This window comes from Serratia sp. TSA_198.1, from assembly GCF_052686505.1.
Genome location: NZ_JBQZFP010000004.1, coordinates 302676 through 324853, shown reverse-complemented (window position 1 = coordinate 324853; position 22178 = coordinate 302676). Strand labels below are relative to the sequence as shown.

Genomic DNA, 22178 nt, shown 5'->3' with positions numbered 1-22178 from the left:
CATACCCTGAATCACTTAAAAGTGTAACTCTCAGGGTGTGAATGACTATATTTGGCACTAAACTGCCCGCATGGGTTTCTTTGTGCAGTTGTGAGCGAAGAGCAGACGTTTCACGTATCACAGCTGAATGTTTCCAATAGGTTGAACATAACTTTATTGTTGCGAATCATTGCTCATAAGCTTATAAAATCAGAAACCTATATGGAAATTAAGGCACTATGAACATTTCAATCAGAAAGTTACTGCCGCTAGAATGGGATCATGCTTACAGTTTGATTTCACAGCTACGGAACATTTCCAAAGAAAAATTTATCGAAAGCGTCAGAATTCAGATGTTGAACGGTTATGAACTTATTGGTGCATTTGGCAATGAAAAAATGCTTGGCTTGATGGGTTTCCGTCCCGTTCATACTCTGGCCAGAGGATCACATCTCCATATTGATGATTTGATTGTAGATAAGGATTTAAGAAGCACGGGGATAGGGAAAAAATTGCTGGATTTTGCCACCACTGAATCAGAAAGCAGGGATATGAACTTCGTGTTCCTTGATGCCCGACAGCAGGCGATACCCTTTTATGAACGGAATGGTTTTGTGGCTCACACATCACCTTCAATGAAAAAGCCTCTCGGATAAAATCAGATAGCCTGTTCATAGGTGGAGGTGCGGACATTATAACTTTGCATCCACACCCTTTAGCACCATAAAAACATGAAATTAAGGAAGTTTTTTGCACATAAAAACACTCAACGGATCTGTTGCATAAGGTGGGAATGCATTGCATATCACATAACCGCATCTACGATAAAGTGCTATAGCCGGTTGCTGGTGAATCCCTGTTTCAAGCTGCAATAGGCTCGAATTCTTTTCTGAAGCAATCGTCTCGATTGCGCTGACTATCTGTTCTCCGAGCTTCATGCCCCGATATTCCGGTCGAATATAAACCCGCTTAATCTCAGCTGAGCCATTTTCATGAAATAGCAAAGCACCACAACCTGCAGGTGAGCCATCTTTATCACGTACGATAACGCACCGAAGCTGCTCGTCAGTAACTTTTGAAAGATCCAGGCAGTGATTACTTTCTGCAGGATATAGTTCGTTCTGAAAGGCATCGAGTTCGCTTACCAGCCACGCCAGGTCAGAATCACTTTTATCTACTTCTGAAATGCTGAACATTCGCTATCCTCAATACAGTTTTAACTACTGAATCTAACATAATGTTCCATCTATGACGGCTTTCAGTATTTAACATAGGAGTGCATGTGCAACTTCCGCTTCTGGCACAGGGCTGCTGTTGCAGCCCTGACAACCTTAGACTTCAATCGATTCAGAGATCTCTAACGCATCATCGACTTCAATGCCCAGATAACGGACTGTGCTTTCCAGTTTCTTATGGCCCAACAGAAGTTGGATCTCCCGGAGATTCTTGGTTTTCTTGTATATCAGGTAAGGTTTTGTTCTTCCCATGGAATGAGTGCTGTAAAGCGAAGCTTCGAGACCAAGCTTTTCTACCCACCCATGAAAAATTCGGTTGTATTGCCGGGTTGATATATGTTGGCAAGAACCGACCCGGGATTTGAATAAGTAGTCTTTACTGTGCAGATTGCCAAGCTTTATCAATGCGGAAACAGCTTCTCTTGTCCCTTTAGTTAACTCAAATTGCACTGGGCTACCGGTCTTCTGTTGCAACACCGTCGCTCTGCTTGAAACAGAACTGCCATATGCAACATCTGATACTTTGAGTTTAACTAGATCACAGCCACGTAGCTTACTGTCCAAAGCCATGTTGAACAGGGCCAGATCGCGCGTTTTCCCTTCCAGTTCAAGTCTGATTCGGATCCCCCAGATATGAGATATCTGAAGCGGTCTTTTTTGGCCGATGATACGGTCTTTGTTCCACGGTGACGTGTTCATACTCAAATCTCCTGCAGTGTGGGAGATTTGAGTATGGTTGTCCCTCAAGAGCGAAAAGCGGACGTAGTGTCGCAGGAGGCAATCATGTCTATGTCATTAAATTATAAGTAAATTTGTTTTTGTGAGCACTCAAGTATCTGGCTGAGAGACAATCCAGTTGACTTATTATGTATCGGCCGCTAAAAATATAAATACCTTATTTAGTGGTCGATACAAAACGTATTGTGGTCGTAATCCATCTGAAGAGAGAACCATGGAAAGTACTGTCGCATCGCGGGTAATACAGCGTGATATAGAAGAAGTCTGGGACATTATTGAAAAATTTCACGCTCTGTCAGCGTGGCATCCTGCCGTAGTCAGCAGTGAGTTTGAAGAGGGCTATACGGAAGATATTGTAGGAGCTGTTCGCAACGTAACTCTTGGAAACGGAGCATCGGGAACGGAAAAATTAATCCGTAAAGACAGCAAATCATATGTTTTGACCTATTCCTTTGAAACAGCACCTCTGCCTGTTGAAAATTATCTCTCCACCATACAGCTGCTACCGACCCGTAATCCGGGGAACACGCATGTTGTCTGGTCCGCCTCTTTTAACTCACACTGCAAACCGGACTTATGCAGCGAGATGCGCAGGGTGCTGGAAAATGATGTTTATCTGGCTGGAATTAAAGCCTTGCAGACAGCGACCGTCTGACGACGATAGGCTGAAGTCGTTTATTTCTGAGATGAAGTGGCAGCCAGCCTGCTGCCACTGTTTATTTACCAGTTCTGCTTCGTAGGGGATACGATAAGATCGTTGACCGTCACGTTCTTAGGCTGGTTGAGAGCGTAGACCACCGCATTTGCCACATCCTGCGGGCTGATAGCAATTTTTGTCAGCTCCAGCGCCACCTTACGTCCTTCCGGATCACTCACCTTGTCAGCCCATCCCGTGTTAATGACGCCCGGGCTGATGGTATTGACCCTGATGCCCTTATTCACACCCAGATCCTTACGCATAGATTCCGTCATGGCGTGTACAAAGAATTTGGTCGCACTGTACACACCTGCGCCGGCGTCAACCTGGTGCCCAGCGACAGAGGCCATGTTCAAGATCTGTCCGTCACTTTTGCTAAGCATAACCGGGAGTACGGACGCAATGGCATTCAGATACCCCTTGATGTTGACGTCGACCATCTTGTTCCAGTCGTCCCACGCGATGTCACTCCAGGCTGAAAACAGCATCAGTCCGGCGTTGTTAATCAGGATATCAACAGTACCGAAGGTGTCAGTAGCATGCTTTACCAGCGCCTGTGTGTCTTCCAGACGAGTCACATCAGTCACAAGACCGGTAGCATGGCCGCCGGCTGACTCAATATCCTTTACCAACCTATCAAGGCCGCTCTGATCCAGTGCTGCGGCTACGATATTCACGCCATGACGTGCAAGTTCCAGCGCGGTTGCGGCGCCAATGCCCGACGATGCGCCAGTAATAACAGCGGTTTTATTCTGCAGGTGATTCATATTCTTATCCTTCTTTATGAGGTACAGGCGGCGGGAAGATCCCGCCGGTTTTATTTATCAGTAATTCCCTTCCGGCCAGTCGGTGTAACCTTTCGCACCGCCGCCGTAGTAGGCTTCTTTCGGCGCGATGGTCAGCTCGGCACCATAACGCAGACGTTTAACCAGATCCGGGTTGGAAATAAACAAGCGGCCGAAGGCGACGGCGTCGATTATCCCGGCATCACGGCGACTGATGGCCATCTCAAGGTCGTAGTTGTTGTTACCGATGAACGGGCCGTCGAACTGGGCGCTCAGCGCATCCATATCCACATCGGCAGGTACCTCACGTGAGGTCGCCGTCGCCCCCTCAACAAAGTGCAGATACGCGAGGTTAAAACGGTTAAGTTGCTGAATCAGATACCCGTACATTGCCATCACGTTGCTGTCCGGCGGCGTGTTACCCGCATCAGGCGTGACCGGTGAAAGGCGGATACCAACCCGCTCGTTACCCCAAATGTTGACGATCGCTTCAGTGACTTCCAGCGTCAGACGCGCGCGGTTTTCAATAGAGCCGCCGTAGGCGTCGGTCCGCTGATTGGTTGAATCGCGCAGGAACTGATCGAGCAGATAGCTGTTTGCAGAGTGCACTTCCACGCCGTCAAAACCTGCGCGCAGGGCATTTTCAGCGGCACGTTTATACTGCTCAATAATGCCCGGGATTTCGTCGGTTTCGAGCGCGCGCGGCGTCGATACCGGTACGAAGCCATTGACGGTATAGGTCTGGCCTTCGGCCTTGATAGCGGAGGGGGCGACAGGGCGCTCGCCGTTGGGCTGCAGTTCAACGCTTGAAAAACGGCCTACATGCCAGAGCTGACAGACGATTTTTCCGTCTTCAGCATGTACTGCATCGGTGACCTTTTTCCAGCCGGCGACCTGCTCGTCACTCCAGATACCCGGCGTTGCCGCATACCCGCGGCCCTGAGCTGAGATATTCGTCGCTTCTGAAATAATCAGGCCGGCGCTGGCGCGCTGAGCGTAGTAAGTTGCATGTAACTCATTTGGTACACCATCTTCACCATAGCGGCTACGGGTGACAGGCGCCATAACGATACGATTAGCCAGCTGAAGTTTCCCCATTGTCACAGGGGAAAAGAGATCGGTACGGTTACTGTTGTCAGTCATGATTACTCCTAAATAGTTGACCGGTCGTCTAGTAAATTGGCAGAAAAAAATGCGGCTACGCGAGCAGCCGCTTTGTTGCACTCATTGCTTTGTCGAACGCCTGTTCAGGCGTATGAATTTTTGCCATCAGGGATGCGCCCAGCCACAGCTGGTAAAGCTCTTCTGCAAGAGCCTCTGCATCCACACCCGATGGCAGGGAGCCATCCTCCTGCCCCTGTTGTATGCACGCCGTGATCCTAAGGATAATCTCACGGGTTCCGTTTGCCAGGACGCTTCGCATTCTGTCGTACTGGTCGCAGACTTCTGCCCCGAGTTTGACGACAAGGCACTTGCTTTCCGGCAGATCCGCTCCCTGTGTGGCCTTCCAGAACGAAAAGTAGCGCAGCAGCCGCTCTCTGGCGAGTTGGCTGCCGCACAACTGCTCTTCAACCTGAACGAGATAATGAGTGAAGTAATGTTCCAGCAAGGCTTCAGCAAACTCTTCCTTGGACTGGAAGTAGTAATAGAAGGATCCTTTAGGAATGCCAGCGGCTTTGACAATCTCAGCAAGGCCGACGGCGCTATAACCTTTATGGGTGATAAGCGTTCGGGCAACATCAATGATGTGCTGACGCACGTTAGCCGTTTGTTTTTTCATAGTCCGTATAGCTTAGCGATAAAACTGACCGGTCGTCTAGTGTTGCAGTTCGCATTTTGTGCGGTCACTGTTTTCTGCAAGGCAGCAGACGCGACGCATACTGGCCGGTTGCTCTGAGGCTTTCCAGTGTGGCGCCATCTTTCGCCTCGATCGACATCCCCTCCAGAAGCGTATTCAGCACGGTGGCCAGCGCGGCGGTGCCGGTATCTGCCGGTAACTGCTCTTCATGTACAGCCCTGCGCAGTCGCTTTTCAAACAGGTCTTTTCCTTCCTGCCTGAGTAAGCTTACCGCCTCCACAACATCAGCAGACTCCTGAGAGACGTTGATGGCCGCAAGGACCACCATGCAGCCACAAGGTGCGGAAGGCGAAAGCAGAATATCAGCCGCTTTGCTGAAGAACTTATCAATCGCCCGCGTGATATCGGGCTCTTCTTCAAGCTGCTCCCAGGTTGCCTTCCAGTAGACCCTTTCGTAATAGCTCACGGCCTCCAGGAAAAGTTTTGCCTTGTTACCGAAGGCGGAATAAAGGCTGGGCGGATTGATTTCCATCGCAGCGCAAAGCTCGGCTACCGATGCTGGCTCAAACCCTTTACGCCAGAAAATGTCCAGCGCCCTGAGCAGGGCCCAGTCACGATCAAAGCTACGCGGCCGGCCTTTTGGCTTCTCGCCAGTGGCACCTGCGTTTTTCGTCTTCATGTCGGGCATACAATCATTCTCTTGACATATTACATAGCGATCACTATACAATAATAACATTACTTAGTGACCACTACATAATTATATGAGCCCCCTATGTCAGAACTCGCGTTCTCCTTCAGCCATTATCTGCAGTCCTCCGGAGAGGCAGGGGTTGTGTTGTATTTCGTTATTTTTGTCACGGCGACGCTGATGTTTTTCCCGGCTTCTCTGCTGACCGCGCTGTCCGGGTGGTTGTTCGGCGCTATGGGAGGAACCGTGCTGGCTCTGCTGGCGGGCACCACCTCCGCTCTGGTCGCGTTTTGTCTCAGTAAAAGTCAGTTATTTCCGGTCGCATCGCGCGCTGCAGGCCGGAACCGCTATCTGAAAACCCTGCTTTCACTGTCGCATAACAATGCCCTCCTGCTGATCCTGTTGCTACGCCTGAGCTCGGTCCTGCCGTTCACGCCGCTAAATTACGTGCTTGGGGTCAGCGGTGTATCGCTACGAAAGTACGCCGCAGCAACGGTGTTTGGCCTGATCCCCGGCACGTATGTGTATGCCGCTGCCGGGAGTGTTATTTCTGACGTCCAGGTGCTTCTGCGCGGCGGGTTCAGCGCCGGGGATATTTTACAGCGAGCGGATGTGTTAACCGGCATGGCAGTTGCTGTGGCGGGTCTGATGCTACTGTTTGTCATAAAAAAGATTTTCAACCGCATAGCGGGCATCCGTGCGGATACCCGTAACAACACAATCGGAGACAGATGATATGACCGACTTAACTTATGTGCAGGAATATAACGCCATCGTGGAAGTCCTCAGCAAATATAACGAAGGCGGAAAGCAGGCAAAGAGTGAGGTAATGAAGCCCGCTTTCAGCGACCAGGCCACGATTTTTGGTGTTGACGCTGATGCAAATCTCACGGGCGGTCCGATCCAGGGCCTCTTCGACACCATCGATACCGCGTTCCGGCCTTCACCGGAGGCGAAGGCCGCCATCGTATACGTCGACATCGTGGGCACCGCGGCAAGCGCGCGTATCGATACCGACGATATTTCAGGCTTCCGTTTCACGGACTTTTTCAACCTGCTGAAGGTCAACGGACGCTGGACCGTGGTGAGCAAAATTTACCATACCCACGTAGCTTCCTGACATCCGCCATAGCCCCACATCCGCCGCGTCTGGCTGTCCGCCAGACGCGGCGGAACCAACCGAGGAAAAAACATGAGCAAAAATATCAAAACCGTCCCCACCTCTGCCTATGAGGCCGTACTCGACACCGCGCGTCGTTACGTTGATGGTCTGAGAAAAGGCTGTGCAGAAACGGTGGCCGAAGCGTTTCATAAGGATGCCGTCATGTACGGATTTACGGACGGTGAACTGCTGGGAGGATCTGTCGACAACCTCTATAAATTCGTTCGTGAAAACGGCAGTGCGCCAGAGATCGTAACGCATCTGGATGTGCTGGCTATCACCCCGACCACGGCGGTGGTGCGCGTGGACATGGAAAAGGATGCTATCGGTGCCGACTACAACGACTACCTGACCCTTATCCTAATCGACGGCCGCTGGCAGGTCATTGCGAAAGTCTATCACCAGTTTAAGAGCTGACTGCCGGCGATTTTCTGCAGAAAACAGGTAACGCAAAGGAGTTATCCATGAGTACAGTTTTCATTATCGGAGGTGCAGGCAAGGTGGGCCTACGCCTGTCTAAAATTCTTGCTGACAAAGGACACGCTGTTCATGCGCTTCACCGTCTGCCGGAACAGGCACAGTTGATCCACCTGCAAGGAGCGAAGCCCGTCAGTGGGAGCCTGACGGAGCTTGGTGCCGAAGCCCTTGCGACGGCCATGAAAGGCTGTGATGTGGTGGTCTTCTCGGCCGGTGCCGGAGGCAAAGGCGGTCCGGAAATGACAAATGCCGTCGACGGCGAAGGTCTGAAGACCGCAGCAGAGGCGGCAGCGCTGGCCGGAATTTCGCGCTTCCTGCTGGTTTCGGCATTTCCAGAGGCCTCGAGGAGTGAAACCACCTCCGCATCTTTTGAAAACTACATGCGGGTTAAAAAGCAGGCCGAGGTAGTGCTGGCCGAAAGCGCTCTGGACTGGGTCATTCTGCGGCCCGGCCTGTTGCGGGACGACAAAGGATCGGGATTTGTCCGTACGGGGCTGGCCATTCCTTACGGTGAGGTTACCCGGGATAACGTGGCGGCCACGCTGGCTGAAATTATCGGGCAGCCCCGCATCAGCCGCGTCATCATTGAGCTGACCGACGGTGAAGTACCGGTCCGGGAAGCGATACAGCAAATGGCAGGACGCTGAAATGGAAAAGTCGCCGGTTTCAGGTTCGGAAATGCGGCTGCTGCTGCTCGGTGCAACCGGCCTCGTGGGCAGTCATGCCCTGCATCAGGCTATGGCCAGCCCGCATATCGGTACCGTGATTGCGCCCACGCGAAAACCACTCGGGTGTGGCCTGGCCGGGCGAACACGGCTCATAAATCCCCTGATCGACTTCGATGCACCAGACGCTGACGCCCCGGAATGGCGCGTTGACGCGGTTATCTGCGCGCTCGGAACCACCATCGGCAAGGCCGGCAGCCGCGAGGCATTCCGGCGGGTTGATTACGACTATCCGCTGACGTTTGCCCGGCTGGCGCGTGATGGCGGTGCCTCAGCGTTCGCGCTGACGTCGGCGACCGGCGCGAATACGGCCTCCCGTTTTTTTTATAACCGGGTGAAGGGTGAGCTTGAAGAAGCGCTGATACGCGAGCAGTTCACCTCACTGACGATCGTCCGTCCCGGGGTTATTGCCGGTGCCCGGACTGAAGCCCGCCCGGGAGAAACGGCGCTGAAGCTCGCGCTCACGCTTTTCTCGCCGCTTCTGCCAGGTAGCTGGCAGCTCAGCCCGGCTGAAGACATAGCCAGCCACTTGCTCAGGGCAGTTATCACTCCCCGGCAGGGCATCAGCATTGTTTCTGCGGGTGAAATAAGCCTTAAAAAATGATTTTCATAAGATGAATGATAAGAAGGAACCGTTATGTCAGTAGTTAACTTTAATGCCGTGGTTAAAACCGATGCTGGCCGCGTCTGGCAAACACTCAGCCAGTTTGGCCGTATCAGCGACTGGCACCCGGCCATCCGCAGCAGCGAAATCGAAGACAATCAGCCCGACGGTCGTCCGGGCTGCAGGCGCCGACTGGTACTTGAAAACGGCGATGTCCTGCGCGAACAGCTGCTCACGCTGGATGAAGATAAGCGTGCCTACTCATATCGCTTTATTGAAGCCCCGCTGGCCGTAGATGGCTATGTGGCAACGGTCAGCCTCATTCCTCTGAGCGATAGCGACGAAACGGTCATTGCCTGGCAGGCAAGTTTTGAAGCCCGGTCCCGCAACGAGGTGCAGGCGATGGAGGCGAACGTTCTGGAGCTGATAGCGTCAGGCCACCGCAGCCTCGCTGCCTACCTTGAAAACCTGTAACGTCTTAACGGAGCCCGAAATGCTTGACTACATTGTGCCCGTAGAGCCAGCAAAGGCCTACAGGCTGATAAATCATGGACCGACAACGCTGGTCTCTGCGCGCTATAACGGAGCGGACAACGTCATGGCGGCGTCATGGGTCTGCGCCCTGGATTACGAACCGGCGCGGCTGACCGTCGTGCTGGACAAGACCGCATTCACCCGCGGGTTGATTGAAAAAAGCCGTTCCTTTGTTATTCAGGTCCCGGTGGCAGGCCAGGCCTCACTCGTGCACTACCTCGGTTCACATTCACTGTCCTGCGAAGCGGATAAACTCGCTCAGTCCGGGGTGTCGCTGTTTGAACTGCCCGGCGCGGATGTGCCACTGGTTTCAGGATGTGCCGCGTGGCTGTATTGCGAACTCATCCCTGAAGCACATAACCAGCAGGCCTATGATTTATTCATCGGAGAAATAAAAGCGGCCTGGGCTGACAGTCGCGCTTTTAAGGACGGACACTGGCAATTTGAACGGGGAGCGGCGGACTGGCGAAGTCTGCACTATATCGCGGGCGGCCACTTTTACACTACCGGTGATCCGCTGGACGTGCCGGACGCGCCGCTGCAAACGCCCGGAGAGCCGCAGGGCTGAGTCTCACGCTGTTGCCGGTCAGGTTTACCGCCCCGCCTGCAGGATAATCTGCTCGGAGATCCGCCTGACGTTATCGTCAAGGTTTTCAAGCGGGCGGTGAATAAGCCCGACGTCCCGGTAAAAAACCTTCTCATTCAGACCGATGGCCCTGACGGAGGCCGGCCAGCGCCGCCAGTTGGCTGTCCGGGGCAGCAGAGCAACCCCCATGCCATTACTGACGAGCTTGAGGATGGCTTCCAGCTCGTCCACCTCGCAGATTTCGTTGACCGAGAGGTTCATTTCGCGAAGAAAGCGATCAACCTGGCGTCCACCGAAGGACGAACGATCGTAGCGGATAAAAGGCTGGTCGCTCAGCAGCGAGGCAATATCGTTACCTGCCACATTTTTCGGCACGATGAGGTGGAAAGGTTCATGTGCCAGCGCACTCCACTGCAGCCCTGTCGGCAGCGCAAACGGGGGTTTCAGCACCGCGGCCATATCTATTTCACCGGCGTCCACAAGGTTAATCAGTTCCATCGACAGGCCCGGTATAACGCGGATACGGCAGCCGGCGCTGTGTCTGCAAAACGCCGTCAGCGCATCCGGCAGCAGCGTACGCTGTATCGAGGCAATTGCGCCTATCGTGATGGTCTTACCGGGGATAGCCAAATTCAGTCGCTCACCCAGCCCGTCATACAATGAGAGGAGTTCCTGCGCCTGAGAGATCAGTTGTAGCCCTTTCTGGTTCAGACGTGCGTTTCTCCCCGACCGGTCAAACAACGGGAAGTTTAAGTCGGCCTCCAGCCTCTGCATCTGAGCGCTGACGGCCGCCTGCGTCAGACCAATTTTATTGCCAGCCGCCGCAAAGGTCCCTTCCTTCGCCACCATCAGAAACGTTTTCAATTCACGGATCATCGCGCTCACGATACACAAATATTATTTGTTATATATAAAGATAAAAATTGATTTTAATCAAATTAAATTATCCATAAGCTCATTTGTGACGGTAATGTTAATGCGGGAAAGTACTGAAACCCGGCTGTGCATTGAACATTACTCCTCCCTAAATTATCGATCTTGCCGCAAGCAGGCGGATCTTCTTACTGAGGATGCATAAATGAGCCTTTCCCCCTTCCATCTGGCGATCCCTGTCTATGACCTGAAAGCAACACGTCGTTTTTACGGCGAGGTCTTCGGCCTGAGTGAAGGCCGTTCGAGCGAACAGTGGGTTGACTTTGACTTTTACGGCCATCAGTTGGTCATTCACGAACATCCTAAAACCGCATCGCAGGAGAGCGTGCATTCCAATTCTGTCGACGGTCATGACGTACCCGTCCCGCACTTTGGCATCATCCTGAAGTGGGAGGAATGGGAGGCACTTGCAGAACGCCTCAGATCATTTAACACCAAATTTGTCATCGAACCTTACATCCGCTTTAAGGGACAGGTCGGAGAGCAGGCCACCATGTTTTTATTCGATCCCTGTGGCAACGCGCTTGAGTTCAAGGCGTTCAAGGATATGAGTCAGCTTTTCGCAAAATGATTACCCGGCACGGCCTCAGGCCGCGCCATACATCTCCTTCACCCGAATTTTTTAAGCGTGGCTTCTGCCTCTTTCGGGCAGAAGTTGCCCCTGTTTAAACTGAGGGCGTAATGAAAAAAATAACACTGGTTTGGCAGATAGTTATTGGACTTGTACTTGGAATAATTGTGGGATGGTATTTTAATACGCACCCTGAGTATCAGCAGTGGGTCAGCCACGAAATCCTTAAACCGCTGGGCGATATTTTTATCAAAATGATGAAAATGGTCGTGGTGCCTATTGTCTTCTGTTGCATGATCCTGGGCATAACCGGAAGCGGTGACAACAAGTCGTTCGGACGAATGGGCGCGAAAGCGCTCGGTTACTTCTTTATCGTCACGGGACTGGCCACCATCTTTGGACTGGTGCTGGCTAACCTTATTTCCCCAGGCGAAGGCACCAGTATTCAGGGAATGGCGCACGGCGGCGGACACATGAAAATGGAGCCGGCGCGGGGCGCACTGATTATTCTTCAGAATATCGTTCCTGATAACCTGTTTGTTGCACTCTCCGAGGGCAAACTGCTGTCAGTTTTGTTCTTTGCCGTGCTGTTTGGCCTGGCGCTCAATGGCCTTCCCAGGGATAAAACAGCCCCGTTCCTCAGCGTTATCCAAAGCGTATCAGATGGCATGTTCAGGGTGGTGTCCATTGTCATGGCCTACGCGCCGGTTGGCGTCTTCGGCATGATTGGTGCCACCGTGTCCACTTTTGGTTTCGCTTCCCTTCTGCCGCTGCTCAAGCTTGTAGGCACCGTTTATCTCGGTCTGGTTTTATTCGCCCTGATCGTGCTGGGCGGTATCTGCGCGCTGATCGGGGAAAACGTCTTTAAGCTGATAAAACATTTTCGTCAGGAACTGGTGCTGGCATTCTCAAGCGCCGCTTCTGCAGCGGTTATGCCACAGCTGATGTACAAACTTGAACGCTATGGCGTACCGGGTCGGATCGTCAGCTTTGTGGTGCCCGTGGGATATGCTTTTAATCTTGACGGCGCGTCGATATTTCTCGGTGTGGCGACCATATTTGTGGCCCAGCTTTACGGTATTGACCTGACGCTGATGCAACAGATCATTTTAGTTGTCACAATGGTGCTAACGTCGAAAGGAGCAGCCGGTGTGCCGGGGTTTGCCATTCTGATTCTCTCAGCCACTCTGGCGTCTGCGGGATTACCGCTTGACGCCGTTGCCTTGATAGCCGGGATATTCCGTATTATTGACAGCGGAACAACAACCCTCAACGTCCTGGGAAATGTTGTTGCTCCATTGGTCATTAACCGGTGGGAAAAAGAACCACGAGCCTTTGAAGGCTCTCAGCCGGACCTGAGTAAACGCTGAGACGAAAAATGAGGTGAAGGGTGCCTGTTCCCTGTAAAGCTAACGCAATTTGAGGGTAACTGGCACCCTTCATTATTTTGATCTGCTTCCTGTTGATCCACTCAAACTGTTATTAGCTACTTCCGCTTTTGGCACATAGCGGACATTCATATGCTTTACATCAGAACCAAAGGCATTGCCTATGCCGCCGCCCACCACTCTTTTTCAGAGGGACGTATACGTAAGAATTATCATACTTTTCCAATTGTATGACTCCATAAAAACCGGCCAGCAGGCCGGTCACATAATAATGGCACTTCAAACTAATTAACCCGGAACCGTTCGCACAGCTCGCTCAAATGAAGCAACAGATACACCACATCGGCCGCATCCGGCACAGTGACATACCAGCGTGGGTGGTCGTATTCCTCCGACAGGGGCCACAGCGTACTGCCAGTCACCGTGATCAGCACATCGATGCAGCGCCCCAGCCGGCCTTCGAGATGCAGCGCCACGCTGGTACGGCTCCCGATACGATGCGGGTGGGCGGTCAGTGTGACCGGTCCCCACAGCCTATCGCGGATAGCCGCACAGAACGTCTCAAGCGCCAGCGCATCCGTGTCGCTTAAGGTGGCCATGCCCTGCGGAGGGAGGGTAAACAACGACGGTCCACGACAGACCTGGCCGTGCGGTCGTACAACAGGTTCAGGGTATTTCAGGGTCATCATGCAGCCCGAGCCTCCCCGTTCGCCGCCAGGCCGCGCAGGCGGTCAAGCTTTTGCGCCACCTTGCGGGCAGCCTCAAGCTCGCTGCAACCAAACTCCTGCATCAGTGCGCGGCGCTCGGCCTTCTCTTCTTTCTCGGTCATCCCCAGTGCCAGATACAGGCTTGGCGGTACCGCACGGAACAGCGCCTCGAGTTTTTTCGACAGCACCACGCCCTCGGTATAGCAACCAGACAGCTTACTGGCTGACAGCAGCACCGCCTTTTGCTCCTCGGTCAGCGCCTTGAAACGGGCAATATCGTTGACCTCCTCCGGTGGCATCGTCAGACAGACCCACCACTCCGCCATGTTCAGCATCTTCTCGGCAATGTCCGGAAAGTCTTTTAAGTTCTGCGTCGCCAGCCACAGCCAGGCGCCGAGTTTACGCCACATCTTGACGATTTTTGTCATGTAGGGCGCCAGCAGCGGATTCACCGTCACGATGTGCGCTTCATCCACCGCGAACACGATGTCCCGCTCCGAGTACTGGTCTCGTTCGGCAATGTTGTTGATGGTGTTGGTCAGGCTCACCATCGTCAGCGCCATCTGCGCTTCATACCCCTCGCGCGCCAGATGTCCCAGGTCAATCAGGGTGACATCCGCCTCTGGCCACAGGCTACCTTCGCGGTTAAACAACTCCGCCTCGAAGCTGCCGGCCTGGGTAAACATCCCGAGCGACTCAGCCATTTCAGCCGCCTTGGCCCGACGCTGCTCATTACGGATATCACTCCCTTCGTCTTTCGAGAGGGTGTACAGCGCCTTCTGCAGATCTGCCGGCAACATCTGCCGCCCTTCGTCATAGGTCTGACGCGCCGCCATCAACAGGGCTTCACGGATCATCGCCCGGTCGGCACGCTTCAACTCGTGCTCTTCCTTCGCATCACCGCCAGTGATCATCATGCGCGCCGAGATCTCCATTTCACCCAGGTAATCGCGCTTGTCGTCATCGTCGTCGTCATCGGCATCGATGTCAGGGAGGTCATTTTCATCCAGGGCCAGCGTCGTTAATGCATCTTCGACCAGCTTGTGCGCATAGGAGAACGGCGGCAGCGAGACACCACTGCCTGGCTTGATGCTCACCTTGTTGACGCTGAGCCCCTGGCTCTCAAAGTAATCGGCCAGCAACCCAAACGAGTTGCCCGCTTCCGCGATAAACAACCGCGGCCGGTGTATCGCCATCAGTTGCGATAAGGTCGCACACAGCGTCGCCGATTTCCCCGCGCCGGTCGGGCCAAAATACAGCATGTGTGCATTCTGGCTACGGTCATGCTTGTTAAGCGGGTCAACCGTCAGCGTATCCCCGCCGCGGTTGAAGAAACTCATGCCGGGGTTACCGGTCCCGGTCTCACGGCCGGTCACCGGCAGCAGTCCCGCCAGGTGCTGTACCCAGGTCAGGCGGGTATACCAGTGTTTCTTGTCGGTCTCCGGGTTAAAACACATCGGTAACGCCCGCAGGTAGGTATTGAGCGGCGCCACATCAAACTCCGGCCGTACCGGTTGCAGGCCGGCGCCCAACAGCACGTTGGTCAGATCGACACGTTTGTGGTTAAGTGTGGTCAGGTCGCCGGCACGCAGCAGGAACGTAATGCCGGCACGGTACAGCTTGTGGCGATTGCCTAGGTACTCTTTCACCTGCGCCACATCCTGACGCACGCGGCCGGACTCGGTATTCTCGCCGACGGCGTTTTTCGACAGCTTGTTGAAATCATTCTCCAGCGTGTCCTGAGGCTGTACCACGATGGTCATGCACAGCATCGTTCCCTCCGGGAACAAATCCATCAGCGCATTGATTTTCTTCTCGCCGCGTTTCATTTCACCGGTGATGGTGCCCGGCTCCGGAGGGCGGCGCAGCTTCTCGACGGGAATGGCACAATGCGCCTGGTTATCGAACCACCATACTCCCTGATCCGCATCGGACACAGGCGGGGTGAACAACAGGGTCTCGGCAAAATCATTTTGCACCGGCATGGCGCCTTCCGGCGTGTCACGACTGTCGAAATAGGCGGCATCTCGGTACAGGGTCTCTTTTTCCACCCACTCCGGGTTGGGATTAAAATGACGCAGCAGCCAGTCATGGACCTGTGCCCCGTTCTGGCGCACGCAGATCACGCCGGCGCCGGCGAGCGCCCCGGTCACCCGCTCACAGGTCTGATTCAGCATGGCGATCGGCGGCATCGGATCATGATTACCCTTGCCAATCCAGCGATACACCACCATGCGGGTACGACGTTGCTGCCCACGCCATGGCTGATCGGTGATCAGCGTGTCCTTGAACAGACCTTCCGGACGAGCGATACCGCGCATATGACGTTCGGTTTCTTTCAGCCAGTCTTCTGTGAACGCGCTGCCCTGGGCATGGGGTTTGACGTAATTTCTCAGGCGATCAATATACGCCTCGACGTTGTTCTCGTCCTGGCAGAAGAACTGTGCGATCCAGGGGTTTTCGTCATGCTCGTCAAACGAATCCTGCAGTGCGTCTTCCACCGTGTCGCGCATTTGCTCCAGGCGATCGTCAGTGCGTCCTTCGGTCGCTACCGGCGTGATATCAAAAACAGCCCCGACGGACACCCCATCATCCAGCAAAATACACTGTTCGCGGTCGAGAAATTCCGCCCAGGGCAGGTAATCAACGATGGACGGATTGGCGTGATACACCTGCTGCTCATCCTTTACCGTCATCTTGCCGGGCCGCCGTAACGGCTCACGTCCGTCTACGGACAGCGGCACGCCATCCTCAGTGGCGATCACGGTGTCCTGGTCACCCCTAGCCGGCATCACCGGCGTCTTGCGCGTCAGGCGCTTTTTATCAAACAGGGAAAATCGCATCAGTAGGCCTCCGTCCGTTCACCCGGCATCGCATACTGCACCTGGCTGTAGAACGGAAACACGGTGCTGTACCCCGGCACCGGTGCGTTACCGTCCGCCAGATGCGGAAAGACATACATCACCAGGTCGGGGTTCGGCAGCCGCGGGAACTGCTGGCTGATTTCGCTTGCCTGCGTGCGGCTGTAGCTGCGATCGTCCGCTGCTGTCGCCTGGCGTTCGCTGTCGGTGAGCGGCCGGCGCAGACTGTCGCGGGCCGCCACCGCATTACGCGCCGAACCGCCGCCGTCTTCACCCTGCCACAACTCCAGCATCGAGCTATCGCCCGGTGGCAGCATTTCCTCTTTCGACGTCGAACAGCCGGCCAATGCCATGATGCTGACCATGACAGCGGTGGCCAGGACTCGATTAAATAGGTTTTTCATCATGATTATCACTCTCTTATAAGCAAACACAGCAGAAGCAGCACACTCAGCCAAAACGCGCTGCAGAACAGTAAAATGAACGCCCAGCCCTGTGGGGGACTCATCCTTTCGCATTGACGCCACAGCCACAGCATGCCCTTTCTCCTCTGAATGACGCGTTAATCCAGTCCGCCGGTGCTGCCGTCTTCGCCTGGCAGGCTAAAGTCGTAACGCACCTTGCGCCCTTTGGTCTCAAAATCGATCGCCAGTTGGCGGGTAATGTGTACGGCCAGTTTCTGGCCCGGAGGGACGTAGACGGCGTCGAACATCATGCCGTAGCGCTCGCGTACCCAATCGGCGGTCTCTTTCATTCCGCCGGACAGGGCTTTGCCCAGCACCGCCTGGCCGGCATTGCCGGTCATGGTGGCGCTGATGCCATTGACATTGTTTTGCGTGGTGTATTGCCCCTGGCTGATACCTTCGCCGGCGGCGCTGGCGGCCGACAACGCGGCAATGGTCGGCAGGTAGGTCGAGGCATTGGATTTACGCTCCCCACCGATGCACGGAATGCCGTTGTCATCGGAGATCCAGCCGATACCGGCGGTGGTGCTGACGTCTTTGCCACTGTTGCCGCTATTGTTGTTGCTGTTTGCCTTCATATTGGTGTCAGGATGCGGCAAGGTGCGTACCGTACCGTCCGCAAACACAAAGGTGATGCTGTTGACCTGGCCACGCACGCACGACAACGTCCAGTCACCGCTGGCCGTCCCGGAGACAATTGCCCCTTCCACATCCGGCAGCTCGATGCCGTTCGCCGTCAGGTTATCTTTACCAATCATCAGTTTGAACGGATAGGGGTCGGTCACCGTGCCGTTGATCGGCACCCGGCCCAGCAGCGCCGTCATCGCGCGGCTACCAACCAGCGTGGAGTTCTCCGGCAGGGTAAACACCGGCTCAGCGCCTTCTTCCTCGCCTTTTTCGTTGGTGTGCCCTTTTACCTGCTGTTCATACTTGGCTTTTTGACGCGTGATGGCGTTATCAGACAGGAACGATGTCGGGAACTGTGGGCCGTCTTTGGCGCCGTTCGGATTGCGCGGATCAGGTTCTTTCATGTCCTTCGGTCCGACCCACATCAACCCGTCCTGACCAGGCGCTGCGCTGCCTTCGCCAGCACCCATGCCATCCAGCCCCAGACCGAGCGGGATATCACTGTCGCTCTTCGCCTTGTCTTTGTTCCCGGCCAATTGATCAGTCAGCGTCTGGATTTTCCCCATCAGCGTTTGTTGCTCCTGCTGAAGCTGCTGCTGACGTTGCTGTGCCTGTTTCTGGAAACCAGCCACAGCCTCATTGACCTGGCCGGAGACATTGGTATTGCGTTTGCGCAGCGCTTCGTTTTCTTTCAATACTTTGTCGATGTTGCTTTGCAGCTCAGCCTGTTGGGTCCGGGTGGTACGCAGGGTGCCTACCAGGGTGCGCAACGTGTCTTCCGGCGTGTCCCCTTCAACGCCCAGGGCGCGCAACTCCTCCGGAGACATATTGGCCAGCACGTTATGCGGCTGCTGAGTTTTTTCCGTCGTTTTATTGTTGCTGCAGGCTTTCAGCCCAACAACCACGGCCGCAGCCAGCACGCCGATCACAATCACTTTTGGCAACATGTTAGATTTCACATCAGCCATGGTTTGCCCCCTTCTTCGCTGCCTTCACCGCTTTGCGAACCACCGACGGCTCCGCGACAAACGCCCCATCCGGGCGACCGGCGGTGACCAGGTACAGCGTGGTGGTGTCCTCCGGGGTACCCACCGGCCCCAGATAACGGTGCTGGAAGGTGGCCGTCACGAACTGCCCCTGCAGTACCCGCGGATCCAGGATGATTTTGCGACTGGCGGTGTTCTGCACTTTTAGCGCCACAACGTTGCGACTGCCAATACCCCAGCCGCCCAGCGGCGTGATGGCCACCGGCTCTGACGGGTACAGTGTGGTGATGCGTTTCGGCAGGTGCGGGTTGACCGGGTGAATGCCCGGCACCGCTTCAACCGTGCGCACCGGGCCGTACAGGCTTTGTGCCGCGTAGCGTGTCAGCACCACCGGCAGCGGCGCGTTGTATTTGATTTTTTTACGCTTCGCCTGAGTGCCGTCATCCGCCCCAGGCGCTGCCGAAGGGCTCCCGTTTGATGGAGACGGGGTATCATTACTGCTGCTGACCGACGACACATCACCGCTGTAGACAATACGCACCGGCTCGGCGGAACCTTTATCGGATGCCGTCACATCGAGGAGGATGACTTCCCCGTTTTCGACGTCCTGCAGTTGCAGGCGCGTTGGCGGGAATGCGGCATCGGCTTTCAGGTAAACCGCGCCGCCGCTGCTTTGCACCCGCAGCTTGCCGTTCAGTGCCGGCGGGAAGCCGACGCGGACATTTTTATCAGCAAACAGCACCCGCTCCTTGCCGACGGCCAGCGGGATTTGCAACGGGATACGCTCCCATTTCATCAGTTCCTCCGCCAGGGCAACCGGTACAGTAAACGTTGCCACCAGGGGAAGCACACTCAGGGAAAGCGCCAGAACACGTGCTCTCATCATTGGAATACTCCTTTCTTCTCAGGTGCGGGTTCCGCCGGCGCCGCAGCCAGACGTTGTGGCATGCTGTCGTAACAATCCAGGGCCAGACCGAACTCATTACGTTCCGGATCCCCTTCTGCGCGCACCACTTTCAGTGGGTAGCGTGTCAGTGCGCGCTTCACGGGTTCGCCGGCGAAAGACTCATCCGCCACCAAGTCAAGGCGCACCACCCAGTTATCACGGCCTTTCACCGTCACCGGGCTCTGGTTATAACGGCCGTTGTAGCCATGTTCCGGGATTTCAAACACCACGCGTGTCCTGCCGGCGAGCTCGCCGCTTTCGCTGCGCTTTTTGGCGTCCGTCTTCAGAAAGCGCTCACACGATGGTGTCAGGTACGGCGACAGGCCGTTGATTTTGGCCGGGTAATCCACCTCCCCGTTCTTTGGCCAGGCATTGAGCTGCTGGAAAATGTAGAAACCAAAACTGTAAACCGTGGAGGGAGGAACCTCCCACCAGGCGCGGGTTGACCCGCTACGCAGGTCGGGGGGGTTATGAATAGTCAGGTTCTCCGGCGCCCGCATCCAGCCGATGCTGGCCACCAGGAGGAAAACAACCAGCACACCGCAGGCAACCCGTAATGTGAAAATGTGCTGGTCGCGGTTTTTAACCGCATGTCTAAAATGGCTCATTTTGACCTCTTAACAACGCGGCGGCGGCGCAACGACCAGCCCTGTTTGTCGATAATCAGGGTGGGGTCACCCCACCCCATACGACGTTTACGCGCCTCGAGGCGCTGCCAGATATAATTCTCCGGTTTACCGCGCTTGAGGCGCGTCAGCCGGCTGCCACCAAACCAGATAACGAGGAGAGGGGTCACCAGCATGCCGGTGGGTATCACGACCCAACCGGCAAGCGGAAAAAACGGCAACGACACGAGCAGACCCAGTCCCACACCGGCCAACGCCGCCAGTCCCATCTCCGGGGTGGTAAAGCCCCGGAAGACGACAGGCTCAGCGTTAAGACGGTCAGGCAAAAATCGGATAGTCTGCATAGCAAACGACCTTAGAACAGGATTTCAGCGGACTTGCCGACCAGCCAGATAACCGCCACGACCAGCACGATACCGACCACGATAATCGCGCCGAATTTACCCCAGTTGGTTTTCCCTTCACGGACTTCATGAAATGTGGAAACCGCTGACTGGGCCACCACGATAAATGCCACCGCGGCCAACACCAGGCCGACCAGCACAATGCCGTCCTGCAGATAGCCTTTCAGCGTATCCATCAGGCCACCTCCACCGCCGGAAGACGGAGGTTCAACGCTCGGCAGGGCAGCATGCGTCGGTTGACTGGCGGCATAAGCCAGAGAAGTCGCCACCGCGACACGCGCAGAGAAATGACGGAAAAGACGAACTACAGCATTCATAAAACATTCCTTTTTGCAGTGTGAAATTAACAACATGTAAAACCGTACAGCGTCTTCAGCTGGCAAACATCCAGGTGACAACAACCAGCAGCAGCACGAGCCTGACGGCAAACTGCACCATCGCCGCGTTGCGGATCTTTTCGTTGCTCCACCCTTTCCAGATATCGGTCAGCGCCCAGGCCGCCCAGACAAACAGCGTCGCCAGCAACCCGCCTATGCAGATCAGCGACAGGATGTTGGCTTCAACCCCACCGCTGGCCGCATTGAAGGCCTGTTCCTGTGCACCGGTCATGGCCATCAGGGACGCTCCCGACGGTAATTGCCGGCCACCGCGCTGCCATCACGCGGTTGCGCGCGCGAGGGTTCGAGGTAGCGGTCAATACCGGCATTGATGGTTTTCAGATCGGACGTGGCACGGGCATAGTCGAAGAAGAAACGACCACGCTCGGACGGGTCGGCCTGAACGGCGGCAACGCGCGCGCGTTCAAGCGCTGCCTGCACCTGAACCAGCATGCGCTGGGCAGATGCGAGCTCGTCTTTTTCAGCAGCCTGGGCAGGCAGTGCGATGAGGAATGACAACCCCAGCAAAAAGCCGGCGCCCAGTCCTCGGGTAACTACGGGGATACGCATGCAAGCACTCCTTGGTAATTTAGGGTGCTGTCAGGGTGCGGGATACAAAGGGTCAGGTCAGCGGATAACTCTTTATGGGATTTTGATAATTTTTGATATGTTAAACGTACTACTGCTACAACTTATGGTCTTGCTATTACAGTTCTAGATATTCCAAGGAAGAAATTTAAACATGCTTAATTTTATTTTGGGGATCATTACTAGTCTCATCGCTACAGGCCTGATAGCTTTGGTAAAAAAATTTGCTTGGCCAACATTTAGAGATAAATGCCTGTATAAAGGCATCCGAGTTGAAGGAAAATGGGACATTATCGAAATACGTAATGGGAAAAGCGTCAACGTAGGTAATATAGAACTAACGCAGCATGGTCGCCTTATAACAGGTATAAGCTCTCGAACAAAAACTCGCGATGGCAAACGTTCGGATAGAAGTTTTAAATACCATGGCTCCATCGATGGCCATCAGGTAACTTTGATTTTCGAAGATAAACGCGGGGTGGGATTTGATACCGGAACTTACGTTTTTACAGTTCTAAACGATAGTAAAACAATGGTTGGTATGACCACTTTCCATGGTAAAACTGAAAACAGGATCATCTCTGAACCAAGAACCTTGAAAAAGATAGTATCCTGAATCGCTTTTTTCTGACGCGCCGCTCCGCGGCTTGTCTGCTGACGGCGGCGCACAAAAACCAGTTTTGTACGCC

29 protein-coding genes are annotated in these 22178 nt (G+C 54.6%); 12 read left to right on the top strand and 17 right to left on the bottom strand.

Translation table 11 applies throughout. The annotated features are described in order from the left end of the window. The first annotated feature begins 218 nt into the window (after positions 1-218). Complete coding sequence (locus tag ACUTSW_RS18710; protein ID WP_445585059.1) at positions 219-635, top strand: GNAT family N-acetyltransferase; 417 nt, start codon at positions 219-221, stop codon at positions 633-635. Positions 636-716: 81 nt separating this feature from the next. Here the strand turns inward: ACUTSW_RS18710 and ACUTSW_RS18705 are convergent, their stop codons facing one another. Both ACUTSW_RS18705 and ACUTSW_RS18700 read right to left on the bottom strand, forming a co-directional pair. Continuing rightward, positions 717-1175, bottom strand: coding sequence for a GNAT family N-acetyltransferase (locus ACUTSW_RS18705; RefSeq protein WP_445585058.1), 459 nt, complete (start codon positions 1173-1175; stop codon positions 717-719). Positions 1176-1310: 135 nt separating this feature from the next. Beyond that, a complete protein-coding gene (locus tag ACUTSW_RS18700; protein WP_259190796.1) occupies positions 1311-1913 on the bottom strand; it encodes a site-specific integrase in 603 nt (200 codons plus the stop codon). A 253-nt stretch (positions 1914-2166) separates the two neighbouring features. Between ACUTSW_RS18700 and ACUTSW_RS18695 the strand changes: the two genes are divergently transcribed. Next, a complete protein-coding gene (locus ACUTSW_RS18695) occupies positions 2167-2607 on the top strand; it encodes an SRPBCC family protein (protein WP_053230300.1) in 441 nt (146 codons plus the stop codon). Positions 2608-2672: 65 nt separating this feature from the next. Here the strand turns inward: ACUTSW_RS18695 and ACUTSW_RS18690 are convergent, their stop codons facing one another. The 4 genes from ACUTSW_RS18690 to ACUTSW_RS18675 form a co-directional block, all read right to left on the bottom strand. Next, positions 2673-3416, bottom strand: a complete 744-nt coding sequence (locus tag ACUTSW_RS18690) for an SDR family oxidoreductase (protein WP_037433135.1) — start codon at positions 3414-3416, stop codon at positions 2673-2675. Between the two features lie 57 nt (positions 3417-3473). Then, complete coding sequence (locus ACUTSW_RS18685; protein WP_037433136.1) at positions 3474-4577, bottom strand: alkene reductase; 1104 nt, start codon at positions 4575-4577, stop codon at positions 3474-3476. A 55-nt stretch (positions 4578-4632) separates the two neighbouring features. Beyond that, positions 4633-5214, bottom strand: a complete 582-nt coding sequence (locus tag ACUTSW_RS18680) for a TetR/AcrR family transcriptional regulator (protein ID WP_183130102.1) — start codon at positions 5212-5214, stop codon at positions 4633-4635. 64 nt (positions 5215-5278) lie between these two features. Further along, complete coding sequence (locus ACUTSW_RS18675; protein ID WP_122290165.1) at positions 5279-5920, bottom strand: TetR/AcrR family transcriptional regulator; 642 nt, start codon at positions 5918-5920, stop codon at positions 5279-5281. 87 nt (positions 5921-6007) lie between these two features. Between ACUTSW_RS18675 and ACUTSW_RS18670 the strand changes: the two genes are divergently transcribed. From ACUTSW_RS18670 to ACUTSW_RS18640, 7 genes are all read left to right on the top strand, one after another. Further along, on the top strand, positions 6008-6658 hold the full coding sequence (locus tag ACUTSW_RS18670) for a TVP38/TMEM64 family protein (RefSeq protein ID WP_064799171.1): 651 nt from the start codon (positions 6008-6010) through the stop codon (positions 6656-6658). Position 6659: 1 nt separating this feature from the next. Beyond that, positions 6660-7043, top strand: a complete 384-nt coding sequence (locus ACUTSW_RS18665; protein ID WP_062792312.1) for a nuclear transport factor 2 family protein — start codon at positions 6660-6662, stop codon at positions 7041-7043. Positions 7044-7115: 72 nt separating this feature from the next. Next, complete coding sequence (locus tag ACUTSW_RS18660; RefSeq protein WP_037433141.1) at positions 7116-7502, top strand: nuclear transport factor 2 family protein; 387 nt, start codon at positions 7116-7118, stop codon at positions 7500-7502. Positions 7503-7549: 47 nt separating this feature from the next. Next, entirely contained in the window at positions 7550-8209 is a 660-nt protein-coding gene (locus ACUTSW_RS18655; protein WP_122290169.1) for an NAD(P)H-binding protein, read from the top strand. A gap of 1 nt (position 8210) precedes the next feature. Beyond that, on the top strand, positions 8211-8891 hold the full coding sequence (locus tag ACUTSW_RS18650; RefSeq protein WP_238986603.1) for an NAD-dependent dehydratase: 681 nt from the start codon (positions 8211-8213) through the stop codon (positions 8889-8891). 33 nt (positions 8892-8924) lie between these two features. Further along, a complete protein-coding gene (locus ACUTSW_RS18645; RefSeq protein WP_122290171.1) occupies positions 8925-9365 on the top strand; it encodes an SRPBCC family protein in 441 nt (146 codons plus the stop codon). Between the two features lie 19 nt (positions 9366-9384). Next, positions 9385-9993, top strand: coding sequence for a flavin reductase family protein (locus tag ACUTSW_RS18640; RefSeq protein ID WP_122290173.1), 609 nt, complete (start codon positions 9385-9387; stop codon positions 9991-9993). A gap of 24 nt (positions 9994-10017) precedes the next feature. Here the strand turns inward: ACUTSW_RS18640 and ACUTSW_RS18635 are convergent, their stop codons facing one another. After that, positions 10018-10887 carry a LysR substrate-binding domain-containing protein gene (locus ACUTSW_RS18635; RefSeq protein ID WP_064799173.1) on the bottom strand — a complete coding sequence of 290 codons (870 nt, stop codon included), beginning with the start codon at positions 10885-10887 and terminating at the stop codon, positions 10018-10020. A 202-nt stretch (positions 10888-11089) separates the two neighbouring features. On the opposite strand from ACUTSW_RS18635, the gene ACUTSW_RS18630 reads away from it, so the two are divergent. Next, positions 11090-11515 carry a VOC family protein gene (locus ACUTSW_RS18630; protein ID WP_064799174.1) on the top strand — a complete coding sequence of 142 codons (426 nt, stop codon included), beginning with the start codon at positions 11090-11092 and terminating at the stop codon, positions 11513-11515. Between the two features lie 110 nt (positions 11516-11625). Continuing rightward, positions 11626-12885: a cation:dicarboxylate symporter family transporter gene (locus ACUTSW_RS18625; RefSeq protein WP_445585057.1), complete on the top strand. Its 1260-nt coding sequence runs from the start codon at positions 11626-11628 to the stop codon at positions 12883-12885. A 302-nt stretch (positions 12886-13187) separates the two neighbouring features. Here the strand turns inward: ACUTSW_RS18625 and ACUTSW_RS18620 are convergent, their stop codons facing one another. From ACUTSW_RS18620 to ACUTSW_RS18575, 10 genes are all read right to left on the bottom strand, one after another. After that, complete coding sequence (locus ACUTSW_RS18620; RefSeq protein WP_064799176.1) at positions 13188-13592, bottom strand: hypothetical protein; 405 nt, start codon at positions 13590-13592, stop codon at positions 13188-13190. Next, positions 13589-16453, bottom strand: coding sequence for a conjugative transfer ATPase (locus ACUTSW_RS18615; protein ID WP_445585056.1), 2865 nt, complete (start codon positions 16451-16453; stop codon positions 13589-13591). Before ACUTSW_RS18615 ends, ACUTSW_RS18620 begins: the two co-directional genes overlap by 4 nt. Beyond that, positions 16453-16878, bottom strand: coding sequence for a TIGR03751 family conjugal transfer lipoprotein (locus ACUTSW_RS18610; protein WP_260629184.1), 426 nt, complete (start codon positions 16876-16878; stop codon positions 16453-16455). Before ACUTSW_RS18610 ends, ACUTSW_RS18615 begins: the two co-directional genes overlap by 1 nt. A gap of 155 nt (positions 16879-17033) precedes the next feature. Then, on the bottom strand, positions 17034-18530 hold the full coding sequence (locus ACUTSW_RS18605; protein ID WP_260629185.1) for a TIGR03752 family integrating conjugative element protein: 1497 nt from the start codon (positions 18528-18530) through the stop codon (positions 17034-17036). Continuing rightward, positions 18523-19434, bottom strand: a complete 912-nt coding sequence (locus ACUTSW_RS18600; RefSeq protein WP_290016654.1) for a TIGR03749 family integrating conjugative element protein — start codon at positions 19432-19434, stop codon at positions 18523-18525. Before ACUTSW_RS18600 ends, ACUTSW_RS18605 begins: the two co-directional genes overlap by 8 nt. Beyond that, positions 19431-20102, bottom strand: coding sequence for a PFL_4703 family integrating conjugative element protein (locus ACUTSW_RS18595; protein ID WP_260629187.1), 672 nt, complete (start codon positions 20100-20102; stop codon positions 19431-19433). The genes ACUTSW_RS18600 and ACUTSW_RS18595 overlap by 4 nt, the downstream gene beginning before the upstream one ends. Continuing rightward, positions 20099-20464 (bottom strand): TIGR03750 family conjugal transfer protein, encoded by a 366-nt coding sequence (locus tag ACUTSW_RS18590; RefSeq protein ID WP_260629188.1) that lies wholly within the window; start codon positions 20462-20464, stop codon positions 20099-20101. Before ACUTSW_RS18590 ends, ACUTSW_RS18595 begins: the two co-directional genes overlap by 4 nt. Before the next feature lie 11 nt (positions 20465-20475). Next, the gene (locus tag ACUTSW_RS18585) at positions 20476-20841 is read right to left on the bottom strand and encodes a TIGR03745 family integrating conjugative element membrane protein (protein ID WP_260629189.1); all 366 of its coding nucleotides are present in this window, start codon (positions 20839-20841) and stop codon (positions 20476-20478) included. A gap of 55 nt (positions 20842-20896) precedes the next feature. Then, on the bottom strand, positions 20897-21139 hold the full coding sequence (locus ACUTSW_RS18580) for a TIGR03758 family integrating conjugative element protein (RefSeq protein ID WP_212556649.1): 243 nt from the start codon (positions 21137-21139) through the stop codon (positions 20897-20899). Continuing rightward, positions 21139-21471, bottom strand: a complete 333-nt coding sequence (locus ACUTSW_RS18575; protein WP_260629190.1) for an integrative conjugative element protein, RAQPRD family — start codon at positions 21469-21471, stop codon at positions 21139-21141. The genes ACUTSW_RS18580 and ACUTSW_RS18575 overlap by 1 nt, the downstream gene beginning before the upstream one ends. Positions 21472-21643: 172 nt before the next feature. Between ACUTSW_RS18575 and ACUTSW_RS18570 the strand changes: the two genes are divergently transcribed. Continuing rightward, positions 21644-22105 (top strand): hypothetical protein, encoded by a 462-nt coding sequence (locus tag ACUTSW_RS18570; protein ID WP_445585055.1) that lies wholly within the window; start codon positions 21644-21646, stop codon positions 22103-22105. The last annotated feature ends 73 nt before the right edge of the window (positions 22106-22178 follow it).